At 68.2% G+C, this 21963-nt stretch carries 22 protein-coding genes; 11 read left to right on the forward strand and 11 right to left on the reverse strand.

Features of this window, described 5'->3' with window-relative positions:
* Positions 1-40: 40 nt before the first annotated feature.
* Positions 41-571, reverse strand: coding sequence for a GNAT family N-acetyltransferase (locus tag ACP26O_RS21800; protein WP_175664248.1), 531 nt, complete (start codon positions 569-571; stop codon positions 41-43).
* A gap of 201 nt (positions 572-772) precedes the next feature.
* Here ACP26O_RS21800 and ACP26O_RS21805 point away from each other — a divergent pair, with 201 nt between their 5' ends.
* Positions 773-1258 carry an SRPBCC family protein gene (locus ACP26O_RS21805; RefSeq protein ID WP_175664249.1) on the forward strand — a complete coding sequence of 162 codons (486 nt, stop codon included), beginning with the start codon at positions 773-775 and terminating at the stop codon, positions 1256-1258.
* Between the two features lie 121 nt (positions 1259-1379).
* Complete coding sequence (locus tag ACP26O_RS21810; RefSeq protein WP_011659750.1) at positions 1380-1856, forward strand: SRPBCC family protein; 477 nt, start codon at positions 1380-1382, stop codon at positions 1854-1856.
* A gap of 24 nt (positions 1857-1880) precedes the next feature.
* Here the strand turns inward: ACP26O_RS21810 and ACP26O_RS21815 are convergent, their stop codons facing one another.
* The 4 genes from ACP26O_RS21815 to ACP26O_RS21830 all read right to left on the reverse strand — a co-directional run bounded on the left by ACP26O_RS21815 (position 1881) and on the right by ACP26O_RS21830 (position 6691).
* Positions 1881-3005 carry an amidohydrolase family protein gene (locus ACP26O_RS21815; RefSeq protein WP_175664250.1) on the reverse strand — a complete coding sequence of 375 codons (1125 nt, stop codon included), beginning with the start codon at positions 3003-3005 and terminating at the stop codon, positions 1881-1883.
* Position 3006: 1 nt separating this feature from the next.
* Positions 3007-4314, reverse strand: a complete 1308-nt coding sequence (locus ACP26O_RS21820) for an MFS transporter (RefSeq protein WP_175664251.1) — start codon at positions 4312-4314, stop codon at positions 3007-3009.
* Positions 4315-4403: 89 nt separating this feature from the next.
* Entirely contained in the window at positions 4404-5708 is a 1305-nt protein-coding gene (locus tag ACP26O_RS21825) for a CaiB/BaiF CoA transferase family protein (protein ID WP_175664252.1), read from the reverse strand.
* A complete protein-coding gene (locus tag ACP26O_RS21830) occupies positions 5705-6691 on the reverse strand; it encodes a hydroxymethylglutaryl-CoA lyase (protein ID WP_175664253.1) in 987 nt (328 codons plus the stop codon). Before ACP26O_RS21830 ends, ACP26O_RS21825 begins: the two co-directional genes overlap by 4 nt.
* Before the next feature lie 174 nt (positions 6692-6865).
* On the opposite strand from ACP26O_RS21830, the gene ACP26O_RS21835 reads away from it, so the two are divergent.
* A complete protein-coding gene (locus ACP26O_RS21835; protein WP_175656739.1) occupies positions 6866-7687 on the forward strand; it encodes an IclR family transcriptional regulator in 822 nt (273 codons plus the stop codon).
* Positions 7688-7833: 146 nt separating this feature from the next.
* Positions 7834-8472 carry a 2-hydroxychromene-2-carboxylate isomerase gene (locus ACP26O_RS21840; RefSeq protein ID WP_165753954.1) on the forward strand — a complete coding sequence of 213 codons (639 nt, stop codon included), beginning with the start codon at positions 7834-7836 and terminating at the stop codon, positions 8470-8472.
* Positions 8473-8490: 18 nt separating this feature from the next.
* On the opposite strand, the gene ACP26O_RS21845 is transcribed toward ACP26O_RS21840, so the two are convergent.
* Positions 8491-9474, reverse strand: a complete 984-nt coding sequence (locus ACP26O_RS21845; RefSeq protein ID WP_175664254.1) for a LysR family transcriptional regulator — start codon at positions 9472-9474, stop codon at positions 8491-8493.
* A gap of 100 nt (positions 9475-9574) precedes the next feature.
* Here ACP26O_RS21845 and ACP26O_RS21850 point away from each other — a divergent pair, with 100 nt between their 5' ends.
* Both ACP26O_RS21850 and ACP26O_RS21855 read left to right on the forward strand, forming a co-directional pair.
* Positions 9575-10807, forward strand: coding sequence for an MFS transporter (locus ACP26O_RS21850; protein ID WP_175664255.1), 1233 nt, complete (start codon positions 9575-9577; stop codon positions 10805-10807).
* A gap of 426 nt (positions 10808-11233) precedes the next feature.
* Positions 11234-11929 (forward strand): phosphatase PAP2 family protein, encoded by a 696-nt coding sequence (locus tag ACP26O_RS21855; RefSeq protein ID WP_105788157.1) that lies wholly within the window; start codon positions 11234-11236, stop codon positions 11927-11929.
* A gap of 136 nt (positions 11930-12065) precedes the next feature.
* Here the strand turns inward: ACP26O_RS21855 and ACP26O_RS21860 are convergent, their stop codons facing one another.
* Positions 12066-12725, reverse strand: a complete 660-nt coding sequence (locus ACP26O_RS21860) for a glutathione S-transferase family protein (RefSeq protein ID WP_175664256.1) — start codon at positions 12723-12725, stop codon at positions 12066-12068.
* 126 nt (positions 12726-12851) lie between these two features.
* Positions 12852-13922, reverse strand: a complete 1071-nt coding sequence (locus tag ACP26O_RS21865; protein ID WP_175664257.1) for a rhodanese-like domain-containing protein — start codon at positions 13920-13922, stop codon at positions 12852-12854.
* Positions 13923-14175: 253 nt separating this feature from the next.
* On the opposite strand from ACP26O_RS21865, the gene ACP26O_RS21870 reads away from it, so the two are divergent.
* Positions 14176-15081: an HTH-type transcriptional regulator ArgP gene (locus tag ACP26O_RS21870; protein WP_126226202.1), complete on the forward strand. Its 906-nt coding sequence runs from the start codon at positions 14176-14178 to the stop codon at positions 15079-15081.
* Positions 15082-15240: 159 nt separating this feature from the next.
* Entirely contained in the window at positions 15241-15453 is a 213-nt protein-coding gene (locus tag ACP26O_RS21875) for a DUF1059 domain-containing protein (protein WP_006750651.1), read from the forward strand.
* A gap of 102 nt (positions 15454-15555) precedes the next feature.
* Here ACP26O_RS21875 and ltaE read toward each other — a convergent pair whose 3' ends face one another.
* Positions 15556-16569, reverse strand: a complete 1014-nt coding sequence (gene ltaE, locus ACP26O_RS21880; protein ID WP_175664258.1) for a low-specificity L-threonine aldolase — start codon at positions 16567-16569, stop codon at positions 15556-15558.
* Between the two features lie 385 nt (positions 16570-16954).
* On the opposite strand from ltaE, the gene ACP26O_RS21885 reads away from it, so the two are divergent.
* Genes ACP26O_RS21885 through ACP26O_RS21895 form a run of 3 tightly spaced genes read left to right on the forward strand, consistent with a single transcriptional unit; the run spans position 16955 to position 19576 of the window.
* The gene (locus ACP26O_RS21885) at positions 16955-18376 is read left to right on the forward strand and encodes a cytochrome ubiquinol oxidase subunit I (RefSeq protein WP_175664259.1); all 1422 of its coding nucleotides are present in this window, start codon (positions 16955-16957) and stop codon (positions 18374-18376) included.
* A 29-nt stretch (positions 18377-18405) separates the two neighbouring features.
* The gene (cydB, locus tag ACP26O_RS21890; protein ID WP_105830580.1) at positions 18406-19413 is read left to right on the forward strand and encodes a cytochrome d ubiquinol oxidase subunit II; all 1008 of its coding nucleotides are present in this window, start codon (positions 18406-18408) and stop codon (positions 19411-19413) included.
* Complete coding sequence (locus tag ACP26O_RS21895) at positions 19385-19576, forward strand: hypothetical protein (RefSeq protein ID WP_138849658.1); 192 nt, start codon at positions 19385-19387, stop codon at positions 19574-19576. The genes cydB and ACP26O_RS21895 overlap by 29 nt, the downstream gene beginning before the upstream one ends.
* 123 nt (positions 19577-19699) lie before the next feature.
* Here the strand turns inward: ACP26O_RS21895 and ACP26O_RS21900 are convergent, their stop codons facing one another.
* Entirely contained in the window at positions 19700-19885 is a 186-nt protein-coding gene (locus ACP26O_RS21900; RefSeq protein ID WP_175664260.1) for a YqaE/Pmp3 family membrane protein, read from the reverse strand.
* Positions 19886-20048: 163 nt separating this feature from the next.
* On the reverse strand, positions 20049-21725 hold the full coding sequence (locus ACP26O_RS21905) for an alkaline phosphatase family protein (protein ID WP_175664261.1): 1677 nt from the start codon (positions 21723-21725) through the stop codon (positions 20049-20051).
* Positions 21726-21963 lie beyond the last annotated feature (238 nt).

The raw sequence follows: 21963 nt of genomic DNA on the forward strand, positions 1-21963 counted from the left end.
GTGTCGATCGCGAACTGCACCGCGATCGCATCCCGCCCCGTTACGCGAGCTGCTTGTGAAAATACGTCGTCGCGCACAACGCGCCGTCGGGCATCAGCGCATAGTTCGGCACGACGCCGACGCGCTGCCAGCCGGCCCGCTCGTACAAGCGCTCGGCATCGCCGCCCGTCACGGTGTCGAGCACGAGCACGGTCTTGCCGGCGTCGCGCGCGGCTTCGTCGGCGGCCGCCATCAACCGCGCGGCGATACCCTGCCGGCGTGCATGCGGAGACACCAGCATCTTCGCGACGTCCGCGCGATGCGGCTGGTTCTCCGGCTGCGCGGTCACGAGCTGCACGGTGCCGACGATCCGGCCGGCGGCATCCTCGGCGACGAGCAGGATGCGCTCGCCGTTCGCGACGCCGTCGGCGACGCGCGTCCAGAACGCGACGGCCGTAGAACGCTCGATCGGCAACATAAAGCTGACGGACGCGCCGCCTTCGACGCAATCGATCAGCACGTCGGCGAGCGCGTCGACGCAGGCACGCGCTTCGCTCGCATCGACGCGGCGGACGGTAACGGATTCGGTCATACCCTCTCCGGCAATCAGGCGCGCGGCACGCGTTCTGCGGCTTGCGCCCCGGATCCAAAGGAACGCCGGCAGCCCGATGCAACGCCGGCCGGTGCCCGGCAACACGGCGCGGATGGGCGCGTGTTACCGCCCCATCATGCTAAGCGATGCAAATTCCCGTTGCATCCCCTATGCTTAGCCGCCAACAGGAGGAGCAAGCGCATGTCAACCAGCCCCGTCGACCCCGCCGAAACCCATGACCTCGTCATCACCCGCACGCTGCGCGCGCCGCGCCAGGCGCTCTGGCGCGCGTGGACCGACCCCGAACTGCTGAAGGAGTGGTGGTGCCCGAAACCGTGGACCACCGAAGTGCGCGCGTTCGACCTGCGCCCGGGCGGCGCCTTCCACACGTTCATGCGCGGCCCCGACGGCGGCACGAGCGACAACCCCGGCTGCTTCCTCGAAATCGTGCCTCAAGCGCGGATCGCGTTCACGTCGATGCTCGCCGGCGGCTGGCGGCCGCAGGTGCCGTGGCTGGGCTTCACGGCCATCATCACGATGGCCGACGACGCCGCCGGCTGCCGCTACGACGCGCGCGTGATGCATCCCGACGCGGCGACGCGCGAGCGCCACGAGGCACTCGGGTTCTTCGAAGGCTGGAACATCTGCATCACGCAGCTCGACGAATTCGCGGCCGCGCTGCGCTGAATGCGGGTGAGCGTACGGTCCGATTGCATGCCGTCGCGCGCGCGCCTAGGATTCCTGAAGGAAGCAAGACGACACGCCGGCATCCGGCGTGCACCGTCGCGCGCATTCCGCGGGAGGCGACATGCTGCACATGCACACGCATTCGACCCGGGTCAGCCGGCACCTGAACGCACCGCGCGGGCGCGTCTACCGCGCGCTGCTCGACCCGCACGCGGTCGAACAATGGAAGGTGCCCGACGGCATGACATGCCGCGTCCACGCCTATGACGCCCGCGAAGGCGGCGCGCTGCGCGTGTCGCTGAGCTACGACGAACCATCGGACAGCCCCGGCAAGACCACCGCGCACACCGACACCTATCACGGCCGCTTCGTGACGCTCGTGCCCGACGAGCGGATCGTCGAAATCGATGTGTTCGAAACCGACGATCCGATGCTGCGCGGCGCCATGACGATCACGATCACGCTGTCCGACGAAGCAGGCGGTACGCGCGTCGAGGCGGTGCACGACGGTGTGCCGCCCGGTGTGCCGGTCACCGACAACGAAGCCGGCTGGCGCATGGCGCTCGCCAGGCTCGCGGCGCTGGTGGAGACGGGCTGAGCAAGGCGGCGCGCGCGATACGCGTCAGCCGAGCCGGTAGACGTGCGAAACGGTCCCACGGAACAGCGCGTCGCGCTCGTTCGGGCTCGCGTGCGCGGTCAGCCGCTTGAACGCGTTCCAGCCGTTCACGTAGGAATACGAACCCTTGTCGACCGGGAAATTGCTCTCGAACATGCAGCGCTCGGCGCCGAACGCTTCGATGCAGGTAAGCATCCACGGCTTCCAGGCATCCGCGAGCTGTTCGGACGACGGCGGCCGCGCACCCTTGTCGAAATCGAAACCGTTGATCCGCATCCCGAGGCCGCCCACCTTCACGAATACGTTCGGCAACCGCGCGAGTTCGCGCATCGACGCCGACCAGCGCTGGAAGACTTCCGGCCGCTTGTCCGCGTAGCTCGCGATCCGCACGACGCCGCCGCAGTGATTGATGATGACCCGCGTATCGGGATTCGCCTTCGCCAGATCGAACAGCTCGGGCAATTGAGGAAAGAACAGCCACGCGTCGTACGACAGCCCGAGCGGCGCGAGCTGCGCGACGCCGGCCCGGTACGCGGGATCGAGCAGCAACCCGCGCGGCACCGCCGACAACGGGTTCGCGAGCGACGGATCGGCATCCCATGTGCTCAGATGTCGAACGCCGCGAAAGCGTCCGCGCCCCGCGTCGAGATGCGCGTCGAGCACGTCGCGCACGCGCGCGCCGAGCCGCAGGTCCGCATGCCCGACGATGCCTTTCGCGACGGCAGGGCCGCCGTGCTGAAGCGGCTCGGTCACGCCGGCGATGTAAGCCGTCTCGCCCACGGGCTTCAATTCGGCCGGCCCCGCATCGCGATAGCGCGTCAGCGCCTGCATGTAGACGGATGCCTGGATGTTGTGGCCCGAGCGCGCATCCTGCAGATAGTCGTCGAGCATATAGATCCAGCCCGGCCGCTCGTAGAAGTGGTGATGCGCATCGACGATCGGCAGATCCGGCTCGAGTGCGGGTTCGAGCGCGGACGCGAGCCAGTCGTTTCGTACCGCGAGATAGTTGCCTTGCGTCGTCATGCGGGAAGCTCCGTTGTCAGCCGGCGTGCGCGTATCGGCCCATGCAGGGACGGCGAGCGATGCGGCGGCCGCGCCGAGCAGCCGGCGTCGTTTGATCGAAAGGGTCATGTCATTCGCTCCGGTCGAACGCGTACAGCGACAGCGTCAGCAGCGTCGTGATCGCCAGGACGATCGCGAGGCCAAGCATCCCGGCCGTGAAGGTGCCGAAGCTGTCCTTCAGGTAGCCGACGAGATACGGGCCCGCGAATCCGCCGAGCGCGCCGATCGAATTGATCAGCGCCAGGCCGCCGGCCGCCGCCTGGCCCGACAGGAAGCGCGAAGGCAGCGTATAGAAGATCGTGCGCCCGGCAATCGTGCCGATCAGCGCGAGCGTGATGCCGACGAGCGCGGGCCCGAGCGTCAGGAAATGGGTCGACACGCCGAGCGCCACCGCGCCGATGCACAACCCGATCGCGAGGTTCGCAATCGGTGCGCCGCGCCGATCCACCCGCTTCGCCCACCACAGCAGCGCAACCGTCGCGAAGAAGTACGGCAGAGCGGACAGCCAGCCGGTCTGCATCGTCGACATCCCGTGCGCCTTCAGCATTTGCGGCAGCCAGATGCCGATTCCGTACGAGCCCATCGTGAAGCCGAACGAGATCAGCGCGAGCAGGTACACGCGCACGTCTCGCAGCGCGACGCCGAAGCCCTTCTTGCGGCCGGCGGCGGCGCCTTCGCGCTCGAACGCGCGCTGCAGCGCGCTACGCTCGTCGTCCGACAGCCACGCAGCCGTGGCCGGCGAGTCGGACAGGCGCTTCAGGACGAGAAAGCCGAGCGCGCACGCGGGCAGCCCTTCGACGATGAACATCCACTTCCAGCCGGCCAGGCCGAGCGCGCCGTCGAGCTGCAGCAGCCACGTCGACAGCGGACCGCCGATCAGCGACGACAGCGGTGTCGACACGGTGAACCACGCGAGCACGCGCGTGCGGTAGCTCGCGGGAAACCACACGGCGAGGAAGAAGATCACGCCGGGGAAAAAGCCGGCCTCGCCGATGCCGAGCAGCAGCCGGATCGCATAGAAGCTGGTTGGCCCTGTCGCGAGTGCAGTCGCCGCCGCCATGAGCCCCCACGTGATCATGATGCGTGCGAGCCAGCGCCGCGCACCGAAGCGGTACAGCGCGAGGTTGCTCGGCACTTCGAACAGGCAATAGCCCGCGAACATGATCCCCGCGCCCCAGCCGAACTGCGTCGCGGTCAGGCCGAGATCGCGGTTCATCGTCAGCGCCGCGAACCCGACGCTCGTGCGGTCGAGATAGTTGAAGAAGTACGCGAGCGCGAGCAGCGGAATGAAGCGCCATGCTGCCTTGCGCACGGCCCGTTGCTCGATCGACGCGTCGGTCTCGCGATCGGCGGCCAGCGCCGGGGAAGCGGATGTCATGGTTGTCTCCGTGGATGCGGCGGTCCGCGCCCGCGCGAGCGCGGCCGGGATGCCTTTTGTTGGTTCGATGGATTGCAGCGGCGCTAGCGCTACGCGCTCGCCGCTTCGTTCGGCGAAGGCGTATCGCTTGGTACGTCCGGTACGCCCGGCGGCAGCCCGTTCGCACCGTGCCCGTGCCGCCCCGCGACGACGCCCGCGTCGATCAGCGTGCGTGCCTCGTCCGGCGTATAACCCAGCTCGCCGAGCAGCGCGCACGTGTCCTGGCCGAGCGCGGGCGGCGCCGAGCGCAGCCGCAGGCGCTCCCCGCCAAGCGTGAGCGGCAGCAGCGCGGTGCGCGTGTCGACCGGCCGGCCGGCGCTGCTCGCGTCGGCCGGCAGCGTCACGGCTTCGAGGCCCCCGGTCGCGAGCAGATGCGGATCGTCGAACAGGTCCTGCGGCTTCGTGATCGGCGCATACGGCAGGCCGATCGATTCGAAGATCGCGCCGATCTCCGCGGCCGAATGCGCGGCGAGCCGCGCACGCAGTTCGGGCAGCAGCCACTCGCGGGCCTGCACGCGGAGATTGTTCGTCGCAAGGCGCGCATCGTCCTTCAGCGCGGCCAGGCCGAACGCGTCGCAGAACAGCGCCCACTGCGTGTCCGACACGACCGCGAGAAAGATCTGCTCGCCGTCCCGCACCGAAAACACGTCGTAGACCGCCCATGCGGAAATCCGGCTCGGCATCGGCGACGCGGCCTGCCCCGTCACCGCGAACTGCATCATGTGCTGCGCGACGAGGAACACGTTGTTCTCGAACAGCGAGCTCTGCACCTGCTGGCCGCACCCGGTGCGTTCGCGCTGCGCGAGCGCGGCCATTGCGCCGATCGCGCCGAACATCCCGCCCATGATGTCGTTGACGCTCGAGCCCGCACGCAACGGCCGGCCTTCGGGGCCGGTCATGTACGCGAGGCCGCCCATCATCTGCACGACTTCGTCGAGCGCGGTGCGATGTTCGTACGGCCCCGGCAGGAAGCCCTTGTGCGACACGTACACCAGGCGGGGATTCAGCGACGACAGCGCGGCATGTCCGAGGCCGAGCCGGTCCATCGTGCCGCTCTTGAAGTTCTCGCTGAACACATCCGCCGTCGCGACGAGCCGCCGCACGATCTCGAGCCCGCGCGGATCCTTCACGTCGACCGCCAGGCTCTTCTTGTTGCGGTTGAACATCCCGAAGAAGCCCGCGCCGGAACCGCGCAGCGCACGCGTGCTGTCACCCGCGATCGGTTCGATCTTGATGACTTCCGCACCGAGATCGCCGAGCAGCATCCCGCAGGTCGGGCCCATGACCATGTGCGTCATCTCGATCACGCGCACGCCTTCGTACGGCAGCGCCGAAGCTGGTTGACGATCGTTCATTGCGCGACTCCCGTCAGGCATCCTTCTGGCTGGGTCGCGCTCGGCGCGCGGCCGTCCGCATACCAGAACCCCTTCGGCAGCCCTGCGTCCGGCACGTGGCCGTACAGCGCCTCGGCAGGCAGTGCCGCGTGCAGGATCGCGCGCGCGGCGAGCAGCGCGTCCACGTCGACGCCCGTGTCGTACCCCATCGACTCCAGCAGGAACACGAGATCCTCGGTGACGATGTTGCCGGTCGCGCCCGGCGCATACGGGCAGCCGCCCAGGCCGCCCTGGCTCGCGTCGAGCGTCGTCACGCCGGCGTCGAGCGCCGCGACGACGTTGGCGAGCCCCTGCCCGCGCGTGTTGTGGAAGTGCGCGCCGCCGGCCTTGTCGCCGACTTCGCGCCGCAGGCGCATGAACAGCCGGCGCACCTGCGCCGGGTTCGCGTAGCCGCTCGTATCGGAGAGCCCGATCTCGTCGACGCCGCATTCGGCCATCGCGGCCGCCATCGCGATCGTCTCGTCGTCGGAGACCGCGCCGGCGAGCGTGCAACCGAACGCCACCGAGACGCCCGCCTCGATCTGCACCGACGGAAACCGCGCATCGCGCAGCGCGACGATCGTGCGCACCTCGTCGATCATCTGCGCCGGCGTCTTGCGGATGTTCGCCAGCGAGTGCGCTTCGGTCACCGATACCGGCAACGTCAGCTTGTGGACGCCCGCCTCGAACGCGCTTCCGGCGCCGCGCAGGTTCGGCGCAAGCGCGGCGACGTGCAGCCCGGGAATCGCCAGCGCGTGCGCGACGACTTCCCGGACGTCGGCCATCTGCGGCAACAGCCTCGCGGGCACAAACGATCCGACCTCGATTTCGCGCAGGCCGGCCGCGGCGAGCGCGGTGATCCAGCGCAACTTGTCGGCCGTCGGCATCACGGCCTTGATGCTCTGCAGGCCGTCACGCGGGCCGACCTCGCTCACCAGCACCTGCGGATATTCGGAAACACTCATTCGACACCTCAAAGTTCTATCTAAAAGAACATCGTTCTGTTTGACGGAACTTTAGAGGCGCGCCGAATCGGCTGTAAGCGGGGTATACCCGGGAAAATGCAATTTTTTGGAACTTGAGTTCTGCCAGACAGAACGCTATAGTCGATCGACCGTCACCCAAAGGAACAGCAAGCCGTGCCCCCCACCTCGACTCCCGCAGACCCCACCGGCGACGCGCCTGATGCGTCGGCCGAAGCCTCCAGCGGCGTCGCCGTCCTCGATCGCGCGTTCGCGATCCTCCATGCGTTCGGCCCCACCGACGACCGGCTGTCGCTCGCGGAACTGTCGCGCCGCACCGGGCTGTACAAGAGCACGATCCTGCGCCTGCTCGCCGCGCTCGAGCACGGCGGCTTCGTGCGCAAGCTCGACGACGGCCAGTACGCGGTCGGACACGAGCCGTTGCGGCTGGCCGCGCTGTATCAACGCTCGTTCCGGGTCGGTCCGGTCGTCGAACCGTTGCTCGAGACGCTGAGCCGCGAACTCGGTGAAACGGCATCGTTCTACGTGCGGCATGGCGACATGCGCTCGGTGCTCTATCGCGTCGAACCCGCGCGTACGGTGCGTGTGTCGATCCGGGTCGGCGAGGAGTTTCCGGTTCGGCAGGGGGCGTCCGGGAAAGTGCTGCTCGCGTTCACCGACCCGCACGATGCACAGTGGAACGATGTGCGCGAACAGCTGTGGGCCGCGTCGTACGGCGAGCGCGACCCGGAGACGGCGTCGGCGTCCGTGCCGGTATTCGGTGCGGCCGGCGATTGCGTCGGCGCGCTGACGGTGTCCGGTCCGAAATCGCGGCTTGCCGCCGCGCCGGCCATGGCCGCGGCGCTCGCGATGTTGTTGCCGCTCGCGCAGAAGGCGACCGTCGCGCTCGGCGGCGCAGGCGCGCGCTACGACGCGCAAACCGTGCGCGACAGTCTCGCGCGGTTCGCGGCGGCGGCGCACGACACCGCGCAGCCGTAGCCGCAGCTGTAGCGGGCCACGCGCGTGCGGCGCCGCGACTGCGCAAACGGCGGCCGCATGCGACACTGGCCGCCCACCCATGCACCGCGTCGCCCTTCGGCGCGGGACACGCAACTGCCGTCCGGACACGTACAAGGGCCCCAACCATGAACGCCGCGCGCACCGCCACCTGGTATTTCGATTTCGTTTCGCCGTTCGCGTATCTGCAGCAGGAACGGTTCGACCAACTGCCGCCTGCCGCCGCATACGAGCCGAAGCCGATCGTGCTCGGCGCGCTGCTCGCGCACTGGGGCCAGAAAGCGCCGGCCGAGATTGCGGCGAAGCGCATCTTCACCTATCGCCACGCGCAATACCGCGCGGACAAGCTCGGCATCCCGTTCCGGATGCCGCCCGCGCATCCGTTCAACCCGATCCGGCCGCTGCGGCTCGCGATCGCGATGGGCAACTCGCCCGATGCGATTCGGCGGATCTTCCGGCACATCTGGCGCGACGGCCAGGACGTGTCGACGCCGGAGGGCTTCGCCGCGCTGTGCGAGGCGGTCGGCTTTCCCGAAGGCGTGACGGCCGTCGACGCGCAACCGGTGAAGGACGCGCTGCGCGCGAACACCGACCAGGCGATCGCACATGGCGTGTTCGGCGTGCCGACCTTCGAACTCGACGGCGATCTGTTCTGGGGCGAGGATGCGACCGACATGTTCGTCGACTGCGCGACGTCCCGCGCATGGCTCGACTCGCCCGAAGTACGCCGCATCAGCGCGCTGCCCGAAGGCATCCGGCGCGGCTGACGGCACGCGCGACGGCGCCTACCCGTCGCGCCCTTCGACGAGCAGCGGCACGGCCTCGCGCATCATCGAGACGAAGCGCACGAGCCGCGACGGATAGAACTGCGCGTGCGGGTAGGTCATGTAGACCGGCAACGGCGCGGCGTACCAGTCGGGCGCGAGATGCACGAGCTCGCCGCGCGCGAGATGGTCCGCCAACATCCAGGACGAACCGACGCACGCGCCGACCCCGAGCAGCGCCGCGCTGCGTAGCGCGTAGAGGTTCGCGGTCGTGATGCGCGGGCGCATCGCGATGCGGCGCGTGTCGCCCGTGACGGTGTGCGTCAGCGTCAACTCGGTCCGGTAATACGTGCGCAGCGCGAGCCACGGCAACGCGGCGAGCGCGTCGGGATCCGCGGGCACGTCGGCGCCGTTCAGCACGGACGGCGCGGCCACCACGAAGCGCGGCACCTTGCTCAGCCGGATCGCGACGACGGATGGATCGGTCGGCTCGCCGACCTGGATCGCGCAGTCGATTCCGCTGCCGACAAAATCGCGCACCTCGTCCTGCAGCAGCCATTCCACCGAGACGCGCGGGTAGTCGCGCAGGAACCGCGCGAGCGGCTCGACGAAGCGCTCCTGCCCGAACGCATGCGGGACCGCGACCCGCAGCAGGCCGTCGGGCTCCTCCTGCGCGCCGCGCAGGTCGGCCTCGAACGCCGCCCAGTTCGTCAGCAGCTCCTTCGCGCGCGTGAAGCAGCGCTCGCCGTCGACGGTCAGCCGCATCGCATGGGTCGTCCGCTGCAGCAGCCGCATCCCGAGCGAGCGTTCGAGCGCCTGCAGCCGCCGGCTGATGGTCGGCTGCGTCGTGTGGAGCTGCGCGGCGGCGGCCGACAGGCTGCCGGCCTCGACTATGCGCACGAAGGTTTCCATCAGCTCGAAACGATAGCCGGCGCCGTCGACGGGCACGACCTGAATGCGCTCAGACCCGCCTGTGGCGGGCAAATCGGGGATTTTGTCGGTCATTCGTCAAGCGTATAACAAATCTGCGCCCGACGGCACTACCGTGACCGGCCGCCGGCCGGCACACTCGCGTCCATTCGATAGCCAAACAAGGATGTACGCGATGTCCACTCCGACCCGTCTCGACGCCGCGCCCCGCGTGGCGCATGCACCGGCCCCCGCGGCCGCTTCCTCGCTGCTCGATCGCCGGCTCGTGCTGCTGCTGGCCGCGGCCGCCGGTCTCGGCGTCGCGCCGCTCTACTATGCGCAGCCGATGCTTGCCGCGCTGGGGCCCGATCTCGGCGCGTCGGCGCGCGCGATCGGCTTCGTGCCGACGCTCACGCAGCTCGGCTATGCGCTCGGCATCCTGCTGCTCGCGCCGCTCGGCGACCGCTTCGACCGCCGCCGCGTGATCGTCACGAAAGCCGCCGCGCTGGTCGTCGCGCTGCTGCTCGCGGCGGTCGCGCCGTCGCTCGGGCTGCTGCTGGCCGCGAGCTTCGCGATCGGCCTGACCGCGACGATGGCGCAGGACGTCGTGCCGGCCGCCGCGACGCTCGCGCACGACGCGCATCGCGGCCGCATCGTCGGCACGGTGATGACGGGGTTGCTGCTCGGCATCCTGCTGTCGCGCGTCGTCGCCGGTTTCGTCGCGGAAACGGCCGGCTGGCGCGCGATGTTCGCGCTCGCCGCCGCCAGCGTCGCCGCCATCGGCATCGTGGCCGCACGCGGGCTGCCGCGCTTCGAGCCCACCACGAAGCTGTCGTACCGCGCGCTGATCGGGTCGCTCGGCGAACTGTGGCGCCGTCATCCCGCGCTGCGCCGCGCCGCGCTCGCACAAGGGCTGCTGGCCGTCGGGTTCAGCGCGTTCTGGTCGACGCTCGCAGTGATGCTCCACGGCGCGCCGTTCCATCTCGGCAGCGCAGCCGCCGGCGCATTCGGCCTGGCGGGCGCCGCCGGTGCGCTGGCCGCGCCCGTGGCCGGCCGCCTGGCCGATCACCATGGTCCCGAGCGTGTCACGCGGCTCGGCATTGGGATCGCGACCGTGTCGTTCGCCGCGATGGCCGCCGCGCCGCTGCTCACGCCGCATGCGCAACTGGCGCTGCTCGCCGCCGCGACGATCGGCTTCGATCTCGGCGTGCAGGCCACGCTGATCGCGCACCAGGCAATCGTCTACCGAATCGACCCGGCGTCGCGCAGCCGTCTCAACGCGGTGCTGTTCGTCGGCATGTTCATCGGGATGGCGACGGGCGCCGCGCTCGGCAGTTCGTTGCTCGCGCAACTGGGCTGGAATGCGGTGATCGTGCTGGCCGTGGCGACGTCGCTGGCTGCGCTGGCCGTGCGGGTGTGGCGCCGGTAATTCGCGACGTCAGGAATGCGGGGCGGACAGGCCACAGGGCTTGCCCGCCTTTTCTTTTATTTTCTTTCGGTGCTGCGCGGCCGGGCACCGGGCGGTAGATCCGCGATGGACGCGGAACGCTTTCGGTCATCCGGCGCAAAGTCTGCGACGGCTCATCAAATTATCCAGTTCAACCGATTATTTTTCGCCGGCGCGGAGGGGTGCACGCGCAACCGTCAGATGATTCTGCATCACCGCGCCGCACGGCCCGCTCCAATCCGGCCCCACCCGGAATTCGCGTTTTCTCAGGGGATTCCCGGTATTTTTTCCCATTTTCTTTGAAATTACCGATGACATACTTGCCCCCCGTTGCGCTCCGGTGCGAGCGCGCTTCCTGATCCTGTCGGCCGCGCGTCATGTGTCGTGCGTCCGCCGGGGTCGCAGAACATGAACAATTTCGACACCACGATCCAGACCTTCCTCACCCACATTACGTTCGGACCGCTGATGAACCACGCGATCCGCGTGATCGCCGGCCTCTATACGTTCAAGGGCTTCGTGCTCATCCCCGTGCTGTGCTGGCTATGGTTCCAGCCGGGCCCCGAGCGCGAACGGCAACGCGAGCTGGTCATCGCGACCGTCGCGAGCGGGCTCGTCGCGCTCGCGTTCGGCCGATTGCTCGCGAAGGCCCTGCCGTTCCGCGTGCGGCCGATCTACAACCCCGACCTGCACCTGCACTTCCCGTCCGAGGAACTGCGCGCGGCCACGCTGCAGGCATGGAGCTCGTTTCCGAGCGATCACGCGATGCTGTGGATGGCGATCGCAACGGGGATCTTCATCATCGCGCGCCGCGTCGGCGTGCTTGCGCTGCTGTATGCGGTCGTGTTCATCTGCGTGCCGCGTGCGTATCTCGGCTTTCACTACCCGACCGACCTGATCGCCGGCGCGGCGATCGGCATCGCGATCGCGTGGCTGCTGACGCGCGACGCGATTCGATCGCGCTTCGCACCGCAGGTGCTGGAGGCGATCCGGCGCTTCCCCGCGCCGGCCTATACGCTCGCGTTCCTGCTGTGCTTCGAGCTCATCACGCAGTTCGACGAACTGCTGACGCTCGCGCAGTCGGTCAAGCACACGACGATGTAACGGGACGGCGCCGCAATGCATCCGCTGCTGTCGTCACGACGCCCGGGCACGCGCTGCCGGCCCTGTGCGGCGACATCGCGTCGTGCGCATGCCGCCGCCCGCATCGCCTTCGCCGCGGCGATCGCCGCCGCGAACGTCAGTCGCGATCGGGTGCGCCGAGCGGGAAGAACGCGCGGTACGGCCGCGCTTCGTCGACTGCACGCGCGAACGACGGCCGCGCCAGCAGCCGCTTGCGATACGCGATCACGTTCGCGAACGACGGATCGATCCGGTGCGTCCAGTCCGCATAGAACAGGAACGGCGCCGCGCCGCAGTCGGCGAGGCTGAAGCGGTCGCCGGCCGCCCATTCGCGATCGGCCATCGTTCGATCCAGCCACGCGTACGACGTTTCGAGCATCGCACGCGCATCGGCGACACCCCGCGCATCGCGCTCGTGCTCCGGTCGCAGCGCATCGTGCACGACCTTCTGCTGCGGCGTCGATACATAGTTGTCGAAGAAACGATCCATCGTCCGCACTTCCAGCGCCGCGCGCCGGTCGTCGGGCACCAGCCGCGCGGGGCCCGGATGGTAGAGGTCGAGGTACTCGATGATGATCGTCGCCTCGATCACGAGGCGGCCCGCGTCCACGAGCACGGGGAACCGTTTCAGCGGCCACAGCGCAGCCAGTTCCTGCATCGGCTTCGGATCGTCGTGCGCGAGCACGCGATAGTCGAACGGCGTGCCGTTCTCGTACAGCGCGGTCAGCACCTTCTGGCAGTATGACGAAAACGGATGGGCGTAAAGCGTCGGTGTCATCGCGGGGTCTCTCAGGGTGTCGGCGCCGCGTCATGCGGCGCCATGTGATCGGATAACTGGACGACGAACGGCGCCACGCCGATTCGACACGATCCGAATATTTTTTTGTTGTGCGGCTTCGCGCCGCTACGACCGGCCGTCCATCACGACGCGGCCTTCGCCCCGCCAGCGCAGCATCCCGCCGCCGAGGTTCGCGACGGCGTCGAACCCGGCCTTCAGCAGAATCACCGTCGCCTGCGCGGAGCGGCCGCCGGCGCGGCACACGGTCACGATCGGCCGGTCGCGCGCGAGCTCGCCGGTGCGCGCGGCCAGTTCGCCGAGCGGGATCGGTGTCGCGCCGGGCAGGTGGCCGAGCGGGCCGGTGAATTCGTCGGGCTCGCGCACGTCGACGACCTGCACCGCCGGCAAGTGATCCTCGAGCCACTGCGGATCGATTTCCCAGAAACCGGCGAACGTATAGACGAGCGGCGCCCAGTCGGGTGCCGCATGCGTATCGGGCGCGTTCGCGGCGACGCCGCACTGCAGGTTCGCGGGCACCGCGATGTCGATCTGGCGCGGATGAGCGAGCCCGAGGTTGCGCATGTAGCCGGCGAAATCGTCTTCGCTGAGATCGCCGCCGAGGCGCGGATTGAAGCGCCGCTCCTCGCCGACGCTCGTCACCGTCAGCCCGCGATAATCGTGCGCGGGATACAGCAGGCAGGCGGCCGGCAGCGTGAAGAGCCGGCCGTGCACCGCGCGATACAGCGCGCGCGGGTCGCCCTGCTGGAAGTCGGTGCGGCCGGTGCCGCGAATCAGCAGGCAGTCGCCGGTGAACGCCATCGATTCGTCGTCGAGCACGAGGCTGATGCAGCCGCTCGTATGGCCCGGCGTCGCGCGCACGGTCAGGTAGCGCGCGCCGAATGCGCAGCGGTCCCCATCGTTCAGGTAGCGGTCGGCGCCCTGCGCGCCGCTCGCGGCCGAAATCGCGATCGTGCTGCCGGTGCGCTGCTTCAGCAGCCACGCGCCCGTCACGTGATCGGCGTGCACGTGGGTGTCGACGGTCGCGACGAGCCGCAGTCCGAGTTCGTCGAGCAGCGCCGCATCGCGGCGCACCTGCTCGAACACGGGATCGATCAGCAGCGCTTCGCGCGACGCGGGATCGGCGAGCAGATACGTGTAGGTCGACGATTGCGGATCGAAAAGTTGCCGGAAGATCATTGGGAAGTTGCTCCGTCGGCTGGGGTGTGTCGGTTGTGCGGGTGGCTTGGATGGTGCGGATCGTACGGATGGTGCAAGCCGGCTCGCATGCGTCGCCGGCGCGCGGGGCGCGCGTTCCTACAGCGTAGTTCAAAACACACGTGGCGCCGGCATCGTTGCACACGGCGGGACGTTACGCCGCGCCCGGAGCGTCGCGGGCACTGCCTTACACTGTCGCCTGTTCTCGTCTTACGTTCACAGGAATTGCGTCGATATGTCTCTGACGATCGATCCCAAGCAAGCCGCCGCGCTGCTCGCCGTCGCCGACACCGGCAGCTTCGAGCAAGCCGCCGTGCGCCTGCACGTGACCGCATCCGCCGTCACGCAGCGGGTCCGCGCGCTGGAGGCGAGTCTCGGCACGCCGCTCGTGCTGCGCACGCGGCCGTGCCGCCCCACGGTGGCCGGGCAGCGCGTGCTGCAGCATCTGCGCCGCGTCGCGCTGCTGCAGGCCGACCTGCAAAGCACGCTCGCGACCGAGCGCGAATCACCGATCTCGGTCACGATCGCGCTGAACTCCGACAGCCTCGGCACGTGGTTCCTCCCCGCGCTGACTTCGGTGCTCGCGGGCGAGCGCATCCTGTTCGAACTGATCGTCGAGGACCAGGACCACACGTTCGCGCTGCTCGAAAGCGGGATGGCCGTCGGCTGCGTGACGACCGAGCCGAAACCGATGCGCGGCTGCGTCGCGACGCCGCTCGGCACGATGCGCTACCGGCTGCTCGCAGCGGCTGCGTTCGCGGGGCGCTGGTTTCCGCGCGGCCTGAACCGCACGAGCGCGCGCGATGCGCCGGTCGTCGCGTATTCGCGGCGCGACACGCTGCAGTCCGCGTTCCTGAAGGAGAAGTTCGGGTTGCCCGAAGGCGCGTATCCGTGCCATTACGTGCCGGGCACGCACGCGCATTTCGCGGCGGTGCGGCACGGGCTCGGCTACGCGATGGTGCCGGAGCCGCTGCTCGGCGGCGCACCGCTCGATGCACAAGGGCTCGTCGATCTCGCGCCCATGCATCCGACCGACGTGACGCTGTACTGGCACGCGTGGACGGTGCAGTCGCCGACGATGGCGTCGCTGTCCGCACGGGTGGTCGAAGCGGCGCGCCGGCTGCTCGCGCCGCTGCCGTGACGAGCCGGTAATCGACGCCGTCGGCGCGGCACGTGGTGCGGTATACACGGCGGCGAGGAACCGCGCGGCGGCGCCTATACTTTTTGCATCGGCCTCGCGAACGCGCCGCGCGGCCGATCAGGCCAATCCGGCCGCCCGCTTTCCCGTGAGGAGAACATCATGTCCCGCCGCTATATCGATTGCCGCGACTTTCCCAGCGCGATGAACTGCTCGGTCGCGATTTCCGCCGACTCCGACAACGAACTGCTCGAGGCCGCCGTCCAACATGCGGTCTCGGTGCACCAGCACGCCGACAGCCCCGAACTGCGTACGCAGTTGAAAGCGCTGTTCCGCGACGGCACGCCGCCCGTCGATGCGCCCCGGCAAGCGTAATCCGCCGGCACGACACATTCGACGGACAGCTAGCAACGTCACCCTTCCCCCTGCTTCGCGCCACATCGCGCCGGCGCTCCCCGCCGGCCGGCGCATTCCGCTTTACGCGCGACGCTGCGCGAAATACGCGCCAACCGCGTCGATGAAGGTATCGATGTCCGCGCGCGACACATCGCAGTGCGTGACGAAACGCGACGCGTACAGCATCTGCGTGAGGATCCCTCGCGCCTTGAGCCACGCCTCGAGCGGCGCGCAATCGGCTTCCGGAAATTGCGCGAACACCATGTTCGTCGCATGCGACAGCACCTTCACTTGCTCGATGCGCGCGAGCCCCGCCGCGAGATGCGCGGCGTTCGCGTGATCGTCGGCCAGCCGTTCGACGTTGTGCTCGAGCGCATACAGGCAGGCCGCCGCGAGGATGCCCGACTGCCGCATCCCGCCACCGAGCACCTTGCGCCAGCGCTGCGCGCGCTCGACCAGCGCGCGACTGCCGACCAGCACCGAACCGACCGGCGCGCCGAGCCCTTTCGAGAAGCAGATCGACACGGTATCGAACGGTGCGCACAGTTCGGCGATCGGACGACCCGATGCGACGGCGGCATTGCACACGCGCGCACCGTCGAGGTGCGCGGCCAGCCCGCGGCTGCGCGCGAACGCGACGGCTTCCTGGACATAGCCTTCCGGCAACACGAGGCCGCCGATCGTGTTTTCGAGCGCGAGCAGGCGCGTGCGGGCGAAGTGATTGTCGAGCGGCTTGATCGCCGCGGCGATCTTCGCGAGCGGGAGCGTGCCGTCGGGCGCGTTCTCGATCGGCTGTGGCTGGATGCTGCCGAGCACGGCCGCGCCGCCGCCTTCGTACTTGTAGGTGTGTGCGAGCTGGCCGACGATGTATTCGTCGCCGCGTTCGCAATGGGCCATCAGCGCGGCAAGATTGCTCTGCGTGCCGCTCGGGAAGAACAGGCCGGCTTCCTTGCCGGCCCGCTCGGCCGTGACGGCCTGCAGGCGCAGCACGGTCGGGTCGTCGCCCCATACGTCGTCGCCTACTTCGGCGGCAGTCATCGCGGCCAGCATCGCCTGGCTCGGACGTGTCACGGTATCGCTGCGTAAATCGATCATTGTCGTGCCCTGAGTGAACGCGGACCGGAACCGATGCGCCCGGCCCTGCCGAAACGAGACTCAGAGTGTACGCAATTCACCCAGCGGCTGCCGACGGCAAGCGCACCGCGATCCCGCATGCACGCAGTCGTTCCGATGATGCGACGCGCCATATTGACGCACGTGCGGCAGACCGCCACGCCGCGGCGTCCCACGGGACGAACGACCTTCTTGATACGAATCAACGATTTATGCCGGATTCGCGCGCGGCGGGCTGGACATCTGCGACGAGTTGGCGCATTTCGCGGCGCAACATCGCGATCCATACTCCAGCCAACCCCGACGCCGGTTCGGCCGGGGTCCGCCGGCACCCGCCGGCGGGTATCGTCAGCCTCGGTCAACTGGTATGGACTCCGCTCTTTCGGCCCTCGATCTGGCCCGCCTGCAATTCGCGTTCACCGTCTCCTTTCACATCGTCTTTCCGGCGCTGAGCATCGGCCTCGCCAGCTTCATCGCCGTGCTCGAATATCGCTGGCTCAGGACCGGCAAGCAGTACTACAAGACACTCTGCCTGTTCTGGTCGAAGATCTTCGCGGTCGCGTTCGGGATGGGCGTCGTCTCCGGCGTCGTCATGAGCTATCAGTTCGGCACCAACTGGTCGGGCTTCTCGAGCTTCGCCGGCGCCGTCACCGGCCCGCTGCTGATGTACGAGGTCATGACCGCGTTCTTCCTCGAAGCCGGCTTCCTCGGCATCATGCTGTTCGGCTGGAATCGCGTGAGCCCGCGCGCGCACTTCGGCGCGACGCTGATGGTCGCGATCGGCACGCTGATCTCGACGTTCTGGATCCTCGCGTCGAACAGCTGGATGCAGACGCCGCAGGGCTTCGAGATCGTCGACGGCCGCGTCGTGCCGACCGACTGGTTCGCGATCATCTTCAACCCGTCGTTCCCGTACCGCCTGTTCCACATGGCGATCGCCGCGTTCATCGTCGCCGCGCTGGTCGTCGCCGCGACGGGCGCATGGCACCTGCTGAAGGGCCGCCGCGACAAGGGCGTGAAGAAGATGTTCTCGATGGCGCTGTGGCTGCTGCTGGTGCTCGCGCCGCTGCAGGCCGTGATCGGCGACCAGCACGGCATCAACACGCTGAAGCACCAGCCCGCGAAGATCGCCGCGATCGAAGGGCTGTGGGAAACCGAACAGGGCGGCACCGCGCTCAACCTGTTCGGCATTCCGGACATGAAAGCCGAAACGACCCGCTACGCGGTAAAGGTGCCGCACCTCGGCAGCCTGATCCTCACGCACAGCTGGGACGGCGAGATCCGCGGGCTGAAGGATTTCCCGCCTGAAGACCGCCCGAATTCGACGGTCGTGTTCTGGAGCTTCCGGATCATGGTCGGCCTGGGCTTCGCGATGATCGGCCTCGCCGTGCTCGCGTGGCTGCTGCGCCGCCGCGGCACCCTGTATGAATCGAAGTGGTTCCAGCGCTTCGCGCTCGTGATGGGCCCGACCGGTTTCGTGTCGCTGCTCGCGGGCTGGGTGACGACCGAAGCCGGCCGCCAGCCGTGGGTCGTGTATGGCGTGATGCGCACCGCGAAGGCCGTGTCGCCGCTGTCGGTGCAGCAGGTCAGCCTGTCGATGATGACGTTCGTGATCGTGTACTTCCTCGTGTTCGGCACCGGCGTGTACTACATGCTGAAGCTGATGAAGGCCGGCCCCGCGCTGCCCGATGCCCCGCATGACGCGGATCACGACAGGCCCGACACGCGCCTCGATCACACCGCGCGCCGGCCGATGTCGGCTGTCGACGAGCTGATCGAGACCGTCTGAGCCCACCCCTTTCGCAAACGAGAAAACCTATGGACGTCACCGTAATCTGGGCCGCGATCATCGCGTTGGGGCTCTTCATGTACGTCGTGCTCGACGGCTTCGACCTCGGCATCGGCATCGTCTTCCCGTTCTTCCCGGACGAGAAGGAGCGCGACCTGATGATGAACACCGTCGCGCCCGTGTGGGACGGCAACGAGACGTGGCTCGTGCTCGGCGGCGCCGGGCTGTTCGCGGTGTTTCCGATCGTCTATTCGACGGTGCTGTCGGCGCTGTACCTGCCGCTGATCTTCATGCTGGTGTGCCTGATCTTCCGCGGCGTGTCGTTCGAGATCCGCGCGAAGGCGCGGCGCACGAAGCAGCTGTGGGATCTTGCGTTCATCGGCGGCTCGGCCGGCGCCACGCTGTTCCAGGGGATCGCGCTCGGCGCGTTCCTGCAGGGCATCAACGTGAAGGACGGCGTGTTCGCGGGCGACGCATTCGACTGGCTCACGCCGTTCAGCCTGCTGACGGGTCTCGGCCTGATCGTCACGTACGCGCTGCTCGGCTGCTGCTGGCTCGTCGCGAAAACGGAGGGCGATCTGCAACGGCGCCTGCATCGCGTCGTGTGGCCGCTCACCGTCGTGCTGCTCGGCTTCATCGCCGTTATCAGCCTGTGGACGCCGCTGCAGGATCCGGCCATCGCGCAGCGCTGGTTCGATTCGGGGCTGTTCTGGCGACTGCTGCCGGTGCCGTTCCTGGTCGCCGGGTGCGCGGTGTGGATGCGTCGCGCGGTGCGCGCGCGGCACGACATGACGCCGTTCATGCTCGCGCTGGCGCTCGTGCTGCTCGGCTATGTCGGCCTGCTCGTCACGATGTTCCCGTATGCGATTCCTCAGACGATGACGATCTGGGAAGCGGCGGCGCCGCGTTCGAGCCAGACCTTCACGCTGGTCGGCGCAGCGGTTATCCTCCCGATCATCATCGCCTACACGACGATGGGTTATTGGGTATTCCGAGGCAAGGTGCGCCATGAAGACCAGCATTACTACCACCACTGATTCCGCCGCTCATTCCGCCGCGCGGCAGCCCGACGCGCCGCGTCCGCGGATGCGCGGCTGGATGTGGTTCGTCGTTCTGTGGGCGGGCGGCGTGATCGGCGCCGTCACGCTCGGCTATGCGTTCAAGATCTTCATGAACCTGACGCTGTTTGCGGTGAAGTAGGCCCGGCGGCCGCTTCGATCGAACGATGATCGAGGCGGCCGTTTTCATTTTGTCGGCCGATTTGCCGACCCGTCCGATTTCGCAGCGTCCGCCCGGCATGCGGCGCCGCGGCCCTCCCCCGGCCTACCGCCGCCCGCCCAACGCCGCCTCAATCTTGCGGTCGGTCTTGTACTGGCTCAACGCATACACCGACCAGATCGCGGCGGGCAGCCAGCCGATGATCGTGATCTGCAGCAGCAGACAGATGATCCCGGCGATCGGGCGGCCGATCGTGAAGAACTGGAACCACGGCAACAGCAGGGCAAGCAAAGGCGCATCGGGAATCTCCGGGGGACGTCGTTGAAAGTTCAGGCGCAGACAATATGACGGGCCGCGCGCCCCATTTCAAGTCCGAACCGGCACACGCCTGCCGACGCAGCGGGCGATCGGTGTAGCGCCGGACGCCGCCCGCCGGCGCATCCGGCATGCGGCATCAACGCCCGATGCCCAGCCCCGGCAATACGTGCGTGTTCTCCGCCACAACCGCATTCAGCAGACGCGGCTCAGCGCCGAGCAGCCCGAGGATCGTCGGCGCGACCTGCTTCGTCCCGACCAGATCGCTCACGGTGCGCGCGCGATGGAGGCCCGGATACGACACGAGCAGGCCGAGGTGGCTGTCGTCCGGCGCGTTGCCGCCGTGCTCCTCGTCCTTCTTCGTGCTCGACGTGTAGATCACGCCCGGATTCGGCTGGACGATGATGTCCGGCGTACGGCCGTTGGCCGGATCGCCGAAGCGCTCGGCCAGCGCCGCGCCGTACAGGATGTAGGCCTGCGAGCCGTCCGCGCAGATCCCCGGCGCGTTGCAGCCCAGGTTCGCCTTCAGCGTCTGCACGACGGCCGTGCGCTGGCCGCGGTCGCGCAGCCAGATCAGGCCGACGTCGTCGGTCTGCACCAGGCCTGTGCCGACCAGTCCCGAACCGTCGTTCAGGTTGCCCGTCGTCGTGTTGTTCTGGCCGAAGTTGCCGTTCGGGTCGATGTAGTTGTTCGCTTCGAGCAGCTTCGTCAGCGTGTCGCCGTTCTTCACGAGCTTGGTGTGATCGGTCGGCGACTGGCCGTGCTTCGCCGTGACGATCACCGCCGTCGACGAATACAGGTTGGCCTGCTTCAGCGCCGCGACGATATGGCCGATCGAGTTATCGACGTACGTGATGGCGTTCGCGACCTGCCCGTTCGGCGTGAAGTTCGCATCGAGGTAGCCACCGCCCTTCGTCACCGCCGCCTTCTGCGCGACGCTCAGCGTCTGGAAGTCGGCGCCGAACAGCGTGGGCACCGGCGCGCTCTTGGTGCCCGTCGAGTCACGGCCGTTGATCTGGTTGATCAGCGCCTGCACGTGCAGGTTATCGAATTGCGCGGTATGCGAATAGACGTCCGTATAGGCCGTTTGTGTCGCCGGATCGATCGAGTTGATCTCGGTGCGCATCAGATCGTCGACGCCCTTGCCCGACGGGCCGTTCACCCAGTCGTAGCCCCACGCATGCTTGTCGGCCCACGCGGTGTACGCGTTCGGCACGCCGGCCTTCACGGCTTCGAACACCGTGTTGGTCTTCACGTAGTTGTGCGGGTACACCGGCACGCACTTGCCGTCGACCTTCGCATTCGGGATCGCCTGCGGGTTGAACGCGCCGCCGCCGTCGAGGTGCACGAGCGCGCCGCCGTTGAATGCATCGATGCCGGTCGTCTCGTCGAACACGACGTTCCAGCCCTGCTTGCCCGAGCAGGTCGTGTCGCCCGGCGCGTACAGGTTGCGGTCGTACGACACGTCGTAGAACAGGCCGGCCGTCTTCGGCGAGCCGCCCGTCACGAGCGCCGCGAGGCCCGGGAACGAGTCCGACAGGCCCGGCGTATACGCGTTCGTGTACGTGACGCCGCTTTGCGCGAGCACCGCGATGTTCGGGCACGTATTCGCGCCGACGCAGCGCGCGAGATCCTGCTCGTGCAGGCCGTCGACGCTGATCAGCAGCACGTGCTTCACGACACGGCGCGCGTGGCCGCCGTTCTCGCCCTGGCTGTTGCCGTCCTGCTGCGCCGCGTAGGCGCCCGCGCTTGCGAGCGCCAGCGCGCCCGCCGCCATCACCGCCATGTTTCGTTGTTTAGCGAACCTGGAAATCATCACCCCACCTCATCGATTGACGTTGAACCGCATGACTTGCCGACAAGCGCGCCAAATATCGGCGCGTCGTGCGGCGGTCGCATGAAGCGGGGCTTTCTGTTCTCTATCAAACGTAACCAATCGCAATTGACATCGCGCAGTCGCAATGCGGTGCGTGCCCGGGCGTGGCGGGTTGTGGCCGGTTCCGACCGTATTTTTTTCCCGGTTGGCGCACGACTATTGGCGTGCGATAAAGGGT

Source organism: Burkholderia sp. R-40 (genome assembly GCF_049942845.1).
GTDB lineage: Bacteria > Pseudomonadota > Gammaproteobacteria > Burkholderiales > Burkholderiaceae > Burkholderia > Burkholderia ambifaria.